This is a genomic window from Fontivita pretiosa (genome assembly GCF_050410795.1).
Taxonomy (GTDB): Bacteria; Planctomycetota; Phycisphaerae; order Tepidisphaerales; family Tepidisphaeraceae; genus Fontivita; species Fontivita pretiosa.
Genome location: NZ_CP191258.1, coordinates 1,431,053 through 1,443,912, shown reverse-complemented (window position 1 = coordinate 1,443,912; position 12,860 = coordinate 1,431,053). Strand labels below are relative to the sequence as shown.

Sequence of the window (12,860 nt, the reverse complement as noted above, 5' to 3'; positions counted from 1 at the left end):
TGAGCATTCTTGCCCCGGACACTGCTGCGCCTCATTGCTCTGCCCTGGCGCGCGTGAGGGTTATCTCCACGACCTGTGGCGGGCAGAAGGCGCGGATGGGAAAACGCGTCGTGCCCAGACCCCGACTGACCACCAGCAGCGTCCGCCCGAAGCGGTGCTGTCCTCGCGCCATGTGCTTGGGCAGCGAGTCGTGCGACATCAGCGCCCGTCCGCCCGGCAGGCAGATCTGACCGCCGTGCGTATGCCCGGCCAGCATCAGGTCCGCCTCCAGCCGACTCACCACACGCACCTGATCGGGAAAATGCCCCAGCACGATTCGCGGCACTCCCGGCAGCCGCGGCGGAATGCCCTCCAGAAATTCAGCATCCAGATCGCTGCGGCGAACCCCGGGCAAACCGATCAGCTCGATCGCCGCCTGCCCGTCGCGCCCGCCCAGACAAACATAGCGACGATCGATGTACTCGATCCCCCAACCCGGCAGCCGCGGACCCAGCAGATCGCCGTCATGGTTGCCCGCGATCGCGAACACGCCCCATCTTGCCCGCAGACCCTCGGCAAACCGCCGAACCAGTGGCAACGCCGGGCGGTGATCCAGAAGATCCTCCACGAAGTCCCCGGTGATCAGCAGCAGATGCGGCGGATTCTCATGCAACCGCTCCAGCACTCGCTCCAGCGACGCCGGCCAGCGCCGCTTCAGGTGAAGGTCGCTTAGATGAACGATCCGCACCGCCTGGAGCGCCGGCGAAAGATGTGGCACCGCCAGCTCGATGTGACTCCACTCCAGCGACATGGACCAGCCGAACTGCACCCATGGCCAGCCGCGTCGCTGTTGCAACTGCTGATGCCCAGGCGATTGCCTCGTCGCCTCCGCGGGCGAATCGCAGGGCGAACGCATCTCGGCCGTGTTGGTATCCGCAGCATCCAAATCGATCCCTCTTGCCCGCGCCGCAGCGCGGCTGGTGCTCGTATCATAGGATCGGCTGGACTGGCCCGCACCAATAGCCGCCGCGGCGGTCAGTCGCCGGGCGATCCTTCGCCTGGATGTCGCGATTCCGTCGATTGGCCAGAGATTACGAGCGGCTCGCTTCTACGCTCAAGGGTCTGCACTTCAGTGATGTCCCCTTTCGAACCTGTACTCAGGAAAAGGCTCCCCAAGTCCCTCTCCCTGTACTCAGGGAGAGGGCAGGGGTGAGGGTTCTGCATCGAACGACGGGAGACCTCCCCCGGATACACCATGGAGAGGGCAGGGGGGTCTGCATCGAACGACCAGGGCAGAACGACGAAGGCACAAGGATGGATGAAGATCGCGCTTCGCCTCGAAGGCATCGAAATCGGCGTCCCCGTGGAACCGCCGCATACGACCGCTGGGCCTACCGCGGCCGCTGCGTGGCCGAGCAGTGCGTCGGCTGGCTCAAGGAGTTCCGGCGCATCGGAACGCGGTTCGAGAAGCTGGCCGTACATTTCCATGGAATGCTACAGTTGGCGATAATCCGCCGGTATCTCAAACTACTGTTTTCAGACAGTGCCTAAACTACGGCGCGGAGTTACGGCTATCTTAATGTCATTAAGAGCCGTCCCGGTTTCCGCCCCCGCCCTCTATTCCGGATCAAGCAGCTTGCCGAAATCTGAAGGCGCCAACCTCTTGACGCCCACCGTGTTGTCCTTCCGAAAGACAAAAGCGAGTATGTCGTGATTGCCCGGAACTAAATCTGGTGTAATCTGCACGATTTGCGTGTGATGCTTGCCGTCCGTAGTCCGCCAAGTGACCGTCACCTGCGGCGGCACTGCAAACGGGATCGAGTTGTAGGTGCTCACCCCCCCCGGCACAATGCACCCCTGTTCCGGCTCGGTCATCGGAGCTTGGAAGGTAAAGCCTTCCCATTCGACATTGGCGTTGTAGATTTCGTCGTGGTGCTCGTTCTTCAGGGCCATCTCGTACGAGTAAGGACGCTTTGCCCGAGAGAACGCGCATCCATGGACGGTGAAGGCCAGGGCTAGAAGGCACATAAGTAGTTCATGCTGCCAATTCTTACCGGTCACCATGGAAACGTCTCGTGTGGATAGTCGTAGAAGTTGTCATTGAACACGTCGGCGTCGCGCGAGCTACCGCCGTTGGGCTCCCAGGGCATCTCCTGGTCCAGCATCAAGCCCTGAGGCTTCTCGATGCGCGCGCCCCGGCGTTGCGCGTGCTCGATCATCCAGTCGTAGGTGATGTCCGAAGCGCCCACGGTCCCGTGAACACCATGGAACCACATCTCGGAAGCACGGTCCACACGCGTCACCGGGAAAAAGAACCGACCTTCGTCGTGGGACATGGCGTGATACGCGTGCTGGACGATAGTCGCCTTGCTCAGGCTCCATCCGAGATTGTCGGGAAAGAACTGGGGACATTCTGAGGGATCGGGAGTACTTTCCGGACCGTGAGACATGCTCGCGACCTCTTTGTCATCTCCTGACGCCTGAATCAAGCCGCGCCGCCAAGCGGCGTCGGCGTGAATGAGTTGTCAGGTGCCGCCAGTCAGCCATTGACCGAGTGGAACCAGAACTTGAGCCTCCCGTGGGCGCTGCAACAAATCTGGCAGCTTGGCATCGTATTCGACACGATACGGCTTCATCTGATTCTCCAGAAACGCCTGGACACTTGGTTCGGCCCATCTTTCGTAAAGCGTGAACAGATTTTTGTCCTGGGCATCCTGATGCAAGTAACAGCAGATAAAGGCCGGCTCCTTGGACATGGCTTCGACAATTTCTCCAAACGCCTGTCTCCATTCTTGAACGCGTTCAGGCTTGACATGCAGTTTGACGTAGAACACCAGGTGATCGCTGGTCATAGCTACTCCAGGGATTGTTTGAACGCTGGCGACATTCGCAGCGACGCGTGACGATCGAGCTTACCTGAGGGCGCCGCAGGCAACCGTCGGGCTTATCAGGGCACAGGCTCGCGAAACTGAATCGGGTTTCCATCGGGATCAATCGCCTCGCAGGCCCTGAATCCGCGAGCACTCCATTCTTCACTCGCAGGGCTTAGCTGCCCGCCGAAGGCCGCAGCGCGTTTCCGCGTCTCGGCCAACGACTCTACCGGAAAGAAGGGCTTCACGTACGACTCACGCCCGGGCAGCGTAGCGTGATTCACTGGCTCTGTGGGAAGGGCATGAATCACGAGCTCGAACACGTCCGACGCCAGAACCGTTACCCCGTTGTTCCTTGCGGAGATCTTCAACCCTGTAACAGCCTCGTAGAACCGTGCAAGCCGGTCCTTGTCACCGGTGAAAATGACTGCGCCGAGTCTCGCCGTGCTGGCCATTGGAATCACCTCTTGTCTTGCTCTGCACCCTCCAATGCCCAGCATCAGCAGCGGCGCGCAGCGCCGTGCGCAATTCGAAAGGGTCGGGAGTATTTTCCGGACCGTGAAAAATGCTCCCGACCCCTTTGTCACCTCGCGTGCTGATCGAGCTCGATGGCGTACCCCCGGGGCAGGCCTTTCCAAAGGAATTCGCTGAAGGTCACCGTGGGCGCATCAAGATGCAGCTTGTCTTCCAGCTTCTCACAGTGCGCTACCCCTCAGGGGCCGCCGGTGCGGACAAAGCGGATGAAAACCTACTCCATTGCAGGCAGTGCTGTCAAAGAAAAAGTTTTTCCGGGAAACAGGGCGGGGTTGGGAGTGAATTCCAGAGCGAGCTCGTCTTCATCATTAAGCTGAGTTGGTTGAGGCGCGAGTTGGTCTACCACGGCCAGGTGCGAAGCTGGCGGGATCCTTGCGTTGCGGCGGTCGAAAAAAAACAGGCGAAGATGCGTCGGCTTAGCTCATCTGGCGGATCAGCGGCGGAAGGTACAGCATCTGCACGAAAAGCCCGCCGGTGGCACACGTGGCCGCCGGTGTGGCAGGTTTGATCTGTTGCCCCGCGGGCTGCGAGAGATCAGCCCCGCCAGCAGCAGGGCCAGTGCCATCGCATGCGGCTCGGGCACGACTCGCACGGCCACGTCGTTGGGCAGGCCATCCGGATCGGCGGCGTAGCGGTAATCCAGAATGTAGTCCAAGGTTCGCGAAGGCAGGATTGATGAGGCTTGCTCGATGCTCAGCTCGCCAAAAGCGCCGTTGACGGCATCATCGCCGTCATTGCGAATGATCAGGAACATCGAGCCGGCCGGCGGCTCGATGCCTTCGGCCAGCCGCAGGCGCAGCTCTGACGAGGCGGAAAGGGACACGCCGCCGTGAACCTCCAGCAGATCCGCCGTTGCGTTGCCCGTGATGTCGCAGATGAACGTGCCGCCCAGCTCAAGATCGCCGGTGACGAGCGCGCCATCGGTCGTCTCGCCAGGCTCGATGCTGCCGCCGGCTTGGACAACCAGCTTCCCGGTGACGTTCCCGCTGCCGCCCAGCGCAGCGCCGGCGCCAATGATTACACGATCACTGGCGGTGATGGTTCCACCGGCGTCGAGCGTCAGTCTTGCTGCGCCGGGCACGTCACCGTTGGCCATGACCAGGTCGGCCGAAGCGCTCGACGTGCTGTCGATGGTCATCACGCTGGCGGCGCCACTGCGGCCAGCGATGCTCAGCTCCCCAGCCATCATCTGCGCGCCCTGCGCAAGCTCCAGACGCGTGTTGCCCAGAAGATTGATCCACTGGTAGGTCGCCCAGGCTCCGTCCTCCAGGCGCAGCAGTTGTGGCGCCGGGTCCTCGGCGGCGCCGCAGGTCAGAAACATCCCGCTCATGCCGGTTCCGGGGCCGCCAATTACGACTGACGAGGCGTCGATGTTGCTCAGCAGTGCCGTGGCTCCGTCGCGAAACGTCAGGTTGGATTGGAAGAGGCTGCCGCTGAAGGTTGATCCGCCGCCGATGCTTCCGCTGGTGATGATCGCACGCCCGGCCAGGACCTGTGCTCCGCCGATCACCTCCAACTGATCGATGCTTACGCCGAAGGCGCTGGCGAGATCCAGCGTACCTGCGTTGATGCTGGCCGAGCCGATGTTCACCAGCCCCCGTAGGGTAGCGGCGGCGTTGGAGCCGATCCGCAGGTCCGGTGCGACCAGGCCATCTTCGTTGAACAGCCTGCCACCATCGGACACTTCCAAAACGGTTCGCCCGCTCAGGGACCAGACCGCGGCCTTTGCCGAGCCGCCAGCGGTGATGGAGATGGTGCTGGCGTCCGTGCCCGTTCTGGCCGCGGCGTTCAGTGCGCCGCTGGTCGAATGAAAGTCCTGGACGATCAGCCGCGAGTTGGTTCCGCTGACCGATACCGAACTGCCGGGGTTCAAGTCGATCCTTGCCGTCAGCGCGCCGCCGGGGATCGTGTCGGAAACCACCGCTCCGGCGCGGATGATCAACTCGCCGCTGCCGCTGCCGTCACTGCGCCCCAGCGTGATACCTCCGGTCAGGGGCATGCTGGTGTTGGTGCCGCCAAGCTCCAGCCGTCCGAAGCTGCCTGCGCCGGTCCCCACGCGCGCAAAGCCGAAGTTGACGGCGCGGGCGCCGGGGTCATCAGCGGCAGAGAAGTGCAGGGGTGTGAACAGCGTGCCGCCTCCAGTGACGGTCAGCCGCGCATTCTGTCCGGCCGCCGCCGCGACCAGCAGGCGGTCGGAGAACTCTGAGTCGAGCGTGCAGGTCTGACCGGACAGGTCCAGCGTCACGTCGCCGCGCATGAACTCCGCATCCGCGGCCAGCGCACTCTGCGTGAGCATCACGGTATAGCTGGCGTCCAGGTCGAACAGGCAGCGGTCGTCGGCCAGCGGCACGCGGCTCTGCCGCCAGTTGGCGGGATCCGACCAGCTCCCGCCAAGTGGATTGATCCAGTGGTTGATGGTCGCAGCGCTGGCGCACGGCGCCACGCTGCACGAAAGCAAGGTCGCGCCGGCGGAAAGCAGGTTGCGGCGCAGCATCTGAACAAGCATTGTCGGCCCCTCGATCGGATCATGCCGTCACGACGTGAGCGGACGGCCAGACGAAATGAGGAAAAACTATCTTCCCTCACCAGGCTATCATACCCGACCGAAGGGGCAGTGGGGAACCAATCCGTGAAGAACTTGCGTGCAAACCGGCCTTAAGCCCGGCTCGTCGCGGTGCGTGGCGGAGATGCCAACACTCGTTCGATCTGCTCGGCGGCCTCGTGCAGATCGCGGACGCGGGCGTCGGCGAAGCTGAAATCCTCCTGCGCGGTCAGAGCGCTGGGGACGGCGATGACGTAGGCGCCGGCGCGGTGGGCGGCCAGGGCGCCGGCGCGGGAGTCCTCCAGCACGATGCATTGATCGGGCCTGACTTGCAGTCGCTGCATCGTCTTGAGGTAGATTTCCGGGTCGGGCTTGCCGCGAAGGATCCGGTCGCCGGTCTGAATCACGTCAAAATACCTGGCCACGCCCAGCGCAGGCAGCAGCACGTCGGTGAATTTCTTCGGGCTGCTGGTCGCGACCGCGAGCTTTAGCCTTCCGTGGAAGCGCTCGAGAATCTCGCGCAGCCCCGGCATCGGCTCCACGCCTCGCGCATAACGCTGGAGCATCAGCCGCTCCCGCTCAGCCAGCAGTTCTTCCACCGGCCGGTCGATGCCGCAGTCCTGTGCGAAGATCTGCATCGACTCGTGCCGGCTGCGGCCCATCATTTTCCGCAGCGTCTCATCCGAGACGGATTTGCCGAATCGCGCCGCCAGCTCCCGGGCCACCTCCCAGTACAGCGGCTCGGTATCCACCATCAGTCCATCCATGTCGAAGATGATCGCCTGCATTGTCTGTCCGCCTGCCAGCGCACGTGTGCAACGTTCTGCGCGGGAGCTTCACGCCTGGAGCGGCGCGCAGAAACACCCGTCGGAGCCTGGCCGCGGGATTGTACTGCGGCCAAGCGGCAGACAGAATGCGCCCAAACCGTGAAAGAGCGGAGATGACGGAGCAGGCCGGCGCTCGGCCGGCATCTGCTCCATCATCGCCCGCCCGATCAACCGAAATCGGCTCGATCAACGATTGGGCTGCGGCTGCTGTTCGCCGCTGCGACCCGTGCCGGTTCCTTCGATGCGACCGGCGGCGGGGATCGCCTCCAGCGAGCCACTGGGCAGACCCAGAGCCACCGCGCATTGCTGCACGCTCTCGAAGTGCTGCGAGAGTAAGGGCAGTTGCTGGCTGGCGTACTGCCGCACCTGCTGATTCTGCGCCGTCTGCGAAACGGTGCGGTACTTGATCAGGTCCCTGGCGTGGTTGGCCTGCATGTGCGCAACGAACAGCTTATCGAACTGCTCGCCCGACAGTGACGTGAAGATCCGCAGTTCCTGCTGTTTCATCTGTGGCAGGGACTGGGGAAGCTGAACCTGCATCTGGCGGGCGATCTGCTGAAGCTGCTGGTTGGCCTGCTGATGATCCTGGACGATGCGCTGGGCGAGCTGTTTGACCTGATCATCCTGGGCCTTCTGTTGGGCGGCGCGAGCCAGCTCGATCTCCGCCTGGTTGCCCATGTAAGCGTGCAGGACGAACAGTTTCTCCACGGCACCGGCCGGATCCTGTGCCCACTGCTGAAGCTGCTGGCTGATCTGCTGATCGGCCTGCTGGCCGGCGCCGCCCATGGCGCCGGTCTGTGCGGTTGGCTGCATCTGTCCGGGCGGTTCGGGCTGCTGCGCCAGCGCCACACCGCCGCCCAGCGCCAGGCTCATCGCCAGCGTCAGGATTTTCGAGCGGGTCGAGCCAGTGGATCGACGCGTTACGTGGGTCATACGACACCTCACTTCCAACAGGGCGTGGCGGGCGCCGGCACATCAGCCATGCGATCGCGACGCCGGTACGTCTGCCGGTTGCTCGGCCTGGGCCGCCTCGGGTCTACCATGACGCCGATAGCCAACGGCCCGGTGCAGGCATCCGGTGGGCATCCACCATGCGCCGCCCGCGCCGCTGCGCCTACGGGCTATTTTGGCGGCGTCACGATGTCGCCCGGACGGATCCAGGCGCTTCGGGCAAGCGCATCGGCAATCGAATCGACATATGCAGGCTGGTCACGCGACTGTGTGGCGTGGGCATGCCGTTCATGGCCTGCCGGCGCTCTGTCGGAAGTGCAGCTTCTGGTCGCCGCTGAGGTAGTAGAACCCGCCGTCCACCACCTGCCAGGACAAAATGGTGGCCGGGTCACTGATCTTCACATCGTGCTCCAGCAAACCCGACTCACTGCCATTGGGGTTGATCGCGCGGCTGAAGGCCTTGATGTGCACAATGGGCGTGGGGGACTGGTCCTGCGGCTGAGGCTGCGCCAGCGGCGGAAGGCGCGGTCCGCGTGGCATCAGATCCATCAGCCCGATGACATAGTCGCGGGCGATGATCACGTCCCTGACCCGCAGGCTCGTACGCGCATCGAATCGGCTGACCCACGCTGTGCCGTTGTCCAGATCGTATCCCTTCATGTCGTTGGCCAGTGCCAGGTACAACCTGCTGCCCGCGGTGCGCAGCACCAGGCGTCCGGTGCTGGTTCGCGACTCGAACTGAAGGGTCTGCTGATTGAATGGCAGCGGCTTGCCGCTGCGCAACGAATAGCCGTGCAGGCTCGTGCCGTTGTCAGCCACCACCAGCACCCGCTCGCCGCTGATCTGCAAGTGATCCGGCTCGGTGGAGAACTGGTAGGGGGCGCCCAGATCCGAGCGTCGGCGTTCTCCCATGTAGGTCCATTGCTCCAGCCCGCCCGGCTCGAACAGGTCCTTGCCGCAAATCCGGTCGGCGAGCAGGCAAACCAGGATGCCGTCGGGGGAAAGCGCGATGTTGACCGGAAGCATCGCGACCGGATCGGCGCCCGCCATGGCGACGTCGGTGTCGGTGCCGAAACTGCGACGCGACAGCACCTGCCCGGAAAACGCATCCAGCACCACCACCTGCACGCTGACCGCGCCGCCAGCCGCCTCCAGCAGGTGCGCCACGACGAAGTCGTCGTTGGCCAGCAGATTCCTGGCCGCGCGCTGCCCGAGCCGCGTCTGCCACAGCAGCCGGCCACCATCCAGGTCGAACGCGGCGATTCGACCGTCGGTCGTGCCCACGACGATCCGATCCGCCAGCGGTCGAACCTGCGCGATCTGTTCCGAAGCCGGCTGCGGAGGCATCTCCAGTGCCGCCTGTGCCACCGCGACCGGACCGAAACGTCCTCGCCGGGCGCGGATGATGAGCTGCTGATTACGCCGGATGATGATCTGCTGCTGAGCGAGGTTTCCGGCGTCGATGACGATCTCCTGCGGCTCTGCGACTTGCGGCGCGTTGGCGGGCGCGTCGGCGTCGAGGTCGGCCTCTTCGGCGCTCTGTGCGGATCCCTGCGCCACCACCAGCACCTGCGGGATCGATTTCAGCGACGTCTTCCACAGCAGTTGCCCGCTGTCGCCGGCGAAAAGCATCATCTCGGTCTGGCCCCAGACCAGCAGGTTGTGCCGTTCGATCCACGCCGCCCCCTTCGCAAGCTCAGTGAATTCCGCGCAGGTGATGATCGGCTGGGTCTGTCCCACGGCGAAGACGCGCACTCCGATGCCCGGGGTGTAAGTGATCACGCGATCATGCCGCGCGAACTCCGCCGGCGGAACCAGCAACGCCGAAACACCCGGCACGATCGACTCCGGCGACTCCGGAAGAAACGAAGTGCGCGAGCGTGGGGGCAGACCGATCTGAGGCAGGTCGCCGGCTGACGAGCGGGCCAGATACTTGCGCAGTTGATCGGCGGCGTCGGCGAAGCTGACATTGGGCTGAATCGCCGTGCCATCCGGCAGAGGCAGTGGGCGCGAAAGCCGCGGCGTTCCGCCCAGCTTCTGCGCGCCGAGCGTCAGCCGCGCGATCGCCACGTCGATCCGGTTCGGCATCGCCAGAGAGTTTCTCGCCAGTGCCTCGATGATTCGAGCACGCTGGGGATATTCCGGGTAGCGGAAGTAGGCCTGGCGAAGGACCTGCGTGGCGCGGCGGGGATCTTTGTTGACTTCGAAGGCCTCGGCGGCGGCCAGCAGGGCGCGCGGCGCCGCCGACGAGTTGGGATACATCGCCGCCACCTCCTGAAGCTGCTGTGGATCGATGGCGGATTCGGCGGCACGGAGCCGCTCGGCGGCGGCGCGCTCGTAAGGCTCGTAGACGGCCGGGCCGGCCCGCTGGATCGCCTGATCGATCGCCCTGCGTGCCAGCACGGCGGCGGCGACGGCGTCGCCGTCCTCGTCGGCCACCGGTACCTCCCGCAGCAGCGGATCCGAAAGGATCTGCTGATGCAGCTTGACCTCCAGATCGTGCTGTGCGCGCTGGCGGGCGAATGCGGCGCGGCTCAGCCGGTAGGTGACCTGCTGCGACGGCGTCGTTGCTGCCACCGCCGCACGGTCGAACAGCCCCGCCGCCAGATCTGCAACGGCAGGCGTCTGCTGCGCCTCTTTGGCCAGCTTCTGGGCAAAACCCAGAGCCGTGGTGAAGACCTTGTCGCGCGCGGCGCCGCCGAACATCGTCCCGCCATGCCCCTGGCTGATCAGCGCAATCGCCTCGTCCAGTTTCGCGATCGCCTCTTCAAGCTTGCCGGCGACAAACAGCATGTCGGCGTAGCGAAGCCGCGGCGCCGGATCATCGGGCGCGGCGGCAACCTCCGCATCCAGCTTCGACATCGCCAACGCAAGGTCGGTATAGACCGTGACCCGCGACGGCCCGGCGACAATCAGCCGATCCTGCGCCACCAGCACGTTGCCCGGACCCTCGTCCTGGCCCCAGGCGCCGCCGCTGGCGGCGGGGTACTTGGCCACGATCTTGCCGCTGTTGAGCGTGAGGCGCATCAACTGCCAGGCGGTGGGGATGATGACGCTGTCGGTGGTGACAAAGCCGCGTCCGCGGATCGAATCTTCCGGCGCGCCGGCACGCTGGAAGGAGTTGTACCACAGCAGGTTGTCGTCTCGCTTTTTGGCAGGATCGTAATGCACCCAGTCGATGCAGAAGACCTGGCGGGCGTTGTTGATGATCAGCTTTTCGCCGACCACGCCGAGCATCGTGTCTGCGTTGTCAAAAAGGCTCAGCCTGATGCGCTTGACCTCTACGCCGCTGCCGGCGTCGTAGATGTGCAGATGCAGTCCGTCGGAGGGCAACACGAACACTTTGCCCTGCGAGACGACGACGGGGTTGTAGGTCCAGGGCTTTTCGCCGCCGACGCCCGATGCCATCGCGCGTGCCCGGTTCCACCCGCCGCCGAATCCGAACGCCCGGTTCGGCTCCGGCACATTGCGCGGATAGATGTTCAGCCAGACGATGGTTCCGTCGTAGGCGTCGATGCAGGCGACGGCGCCCAGGTTCGTTGCCGCGTACAGCCGCCCGCTCGAGTACGCCAGGTGCGACACGTTCTGCCCCAGCAGCGAGCTCAGATCCGCATCCCAGAACTGGGCGTTGGTGTTGGCGCTGGCGATGTAGCAGGCCCATTTGAACGCGCCATCGTCGGCGTTGAAGGCCAGCACGTAGGAATCTTCAAACTGCACTCCCTTGCCTCCGCGCGCCTGGATGTAGGCGGTCTTGCCGATCACCAGCGGAGAGCCGAAGAAATCGAGGTTGCGCAGATTGGCTGCTGACTCGGGCAGCATGCGTGGCTGCACGAGCCATCGCTGTCGGCCGGTGCGCCGGTCCAGGCACACCAGCCGCGTATCGCGCTGGCCGTAGCTGCCGGTGTACTGCATCGTGATGAAATCCGGCAATCCCATCACCGCCAGCACCGAGTCGTCGGTCACGGTGAGAGTACACTGCTGGCAGCGCGGGGTGGGCCAGCCGCTGGTCACGTAGCGTCCGTTGCGCTCGCCGTCGTAGGTCTGGGCCCATCCGGGCAGGGGTTGATAGCTGTCGAGGGTGACGGCGTAGATGCGGGTGTTGTCGTGGAAGAACAGCTCGCCGCGATCGACGACGGGGAACACGCCGGTCATCAGGCCGTTGTCGCGGTCGCGTTGATCCTGCCGCAGCAGCTCGACGCGTTGCTGGCTCATGCCACGGAAGTTGGGGCGAGCCAACTCGATGCTGAACAGCCGCGCTCCGCCGAAGCCTCCCGCCTGCGGCACGCGCGCGCGATCGGGGCTTCCGAATGCGGTGGGCCAGGAGTCTTCCCCGCCCGCCAGCCGCGCGTCTCCGGATTGCGGCTCGTGCGGGGCGATGGCCAGCGCGCCAGCCAGCGAATCCGCCAGCATCACCTGGGCGCCGCGCACCTGGCCCATCGCATCGGGAAAGTTGGCCTTCAACTCTTCCAGTCGGGCCGCTGCCTGCTGCCGGTCGCCCGCCAGGTGATACGCCATCGCCGCGCGATACAGCAACGCGGGTCGATCCGCGCCTGTTGCCGGATGCCAGCGGAGCAGTCGATCAGCGGTCCAGGCGGCGGCGGGAAACTCGCCACGCTCCAGGTACAGCTCGATCATCCGCATGGCGGCCTGTTTGGCGGCGTCGGTCACGAAATAATGGGCCAGCACCCGATGCAGTTGCCCCAGGTCGTCTCCCGCCGATGCCAGCAGCTCCGCCGCCTGCGTCTCGTAGCGCGCGCGATAGACCCGCAGCCCCTCCTCCGGCCAGCGCGCCAGCCGCTCCTGAACCGCCGGCGTCACGCTGGTGTACTGATAAATCTTGTTCTCCGCATCCACCTGCGACGGAACCACACGATCGCTGTAGCTGCGCAGAATCTCCTGATACACGTCGGCGGCCTTGTCCCACTCCTTCAGATGCTCCATCCGCTCGGCCAGGGCGAACTTCTCCACCGCCACTGCCGAATCGCGGACATACACGCCCTGAGTCGTGTCTCGCCCGTAAAGGCTCTGTGGGTTGACCGCCTGGGCGAAGCAAAGCGAACCGCAGATGAACACGATTGAACACACGTGCAGCAGAACCAGCCAGGCAGACCTGGCAGATATCGCCGACGGCGCGGCGGCGGGTGCTTTCATCTGTGA

At 64.5% G+C, this 12,860-nt stretch carries 9 protein-coding genes and 1 pseudogene; 1 reads left to right on the top strand and 9 read right to left on the bottom strand.

Annotation, left to right across the window (positions count from 1 at the left end):
• Positions 1-31 precede the first annotated feature (31 nt).
• Positions 32-835, bottom strand: a complete 804-nt coding sequence (locus ACQS5P_RS05880; protein ID WP_428939973.1) for a metallophosphoesterase — start codon at positions 833-835, stop codon at positions 32-34.
• A gap of 170 nt (positions 836-1,005) precedes the next feature.
• Here ACQS5P_RS05880 and ACQS5P_RS05875 point away from each other — a divergent pair.
• Positions 1,006-1,110 (top strand): annotated as a pseudogene (locus ACQS5P_RS05875) (IS5/IS1182 family transposase); the annotation flags it as partial.
• Between the two features lie 486 nt (positions 1,111-1,596).
• On the opposite strand, the gene ACQS5P_RS05870 reads toward ACQS5P_RS05875, so the two are convergent.
• From ACQS5P_RS05870 to ACQS5P_RS05835, 8 genes are all read right to left on the bottom strand, one after another.
• Positions 1,597-1,932 carry a hypothetical protein gene (locus tag ACQS5P_RS05870; RefSeq protein ID WP_428939972.1) on the bottom strand — a complete coding sequence of 112 codons (336 nt, stop codon included), beginning with the start codon at positions 1,930-1,932 and terminating at the stop codon, positions 1,597-1,599.
• Positions 1,933-2,036: 104 nt separating this feature from the next.
• Entirely contained in the window at positions 2,037-2,429 is a 393-nt protein-coding gene (locus tag ACQS5P_RS05865; protein ID WP_428939971.1) for a hypothetical protein, read from the bottom strand.
• Between the two features lie 75 nt (positions 2,430-2,504).
• Positions 2,505-2,831: a putative quinol monooxygenase gene (locus ACQS5P_RS05860; RefSeq protein ID WP_428939970.1), complete on the bottom strand. Its 327-nt coding sequence runs from the start codon at positions 2,829-2,831 to the stop codon at positions 2,505-2,507.
• A 95-nt stretch (positions 2,832-2,926) separates the two neighbouring features.
• Positions 2,927-3,304 carry a VOC family protein gene (locus ACQS5P_RS05855; protein WP_428939969.1) on the bottom strand — a complete coding sequence of 126 codons (378 nt, stop codon included), beginning with the start codon at positions 3,302-3,304 and terminating at the stop codon, positions 2,927-2,929.
• Between the two features lie 512 nt (positions 3,305-3,816).
• Positions 3,817-5,889 (bottom strand): hypothetical protein, encoded by a 2,073-nt coding sequence (locus ACQS5P_RS05850; RefSeq protein ID WP_428939968.1) that lies wholly within the window; start codon positions 5,887-5,889, stop codon positions 3,817-3,819.
• Positions 5,890-6,038: 149 nt separating this feature from the next.
• The gene (locus ACQS5P_RS05845) at positions 6,039-6,713 is read right to left on the bottom strand and encodes an HAD family hydrolase (RefSeq protein ID WP_428939967.1); all 675 of its coding nucleotides are present in this window, start codon (positions 6,711-6,713) and stop codon (positions 6,039-6,041) included.
• 225 nt (positions 6,714-6,938) lie between these two features.
• Positions 6,939-7,685 carry a DUF4142 domain-containing protein gene (locus ACQS5P_RS05840; RefSeq protein ID WP_428939966.1) on the bottom strand — a complete coding sequence of 249 codons (747 nt, stop codon included), beginning with the start codon at positions 7,683-7,685 and terminating at the stop codon, positions 6,939-6,941.
• A 306-nt stretch (positions 7,686-7,991) separates the two neighbouring features.
• Complete coding sequence (locus tag ACQS5P_RS05835; RefSeq protein ID WP_428939965.1) at positions 7,992-12,854, bottom strand: PQQ-binding-like beta-propeller repeat protein; 4,863 nt, start codon at positions 12,852-12,854, stop codon at positions 7,992-7,994.
• Between the last annotated feature and the right edge of the window lie 6 nt (positions 12,855-12,860).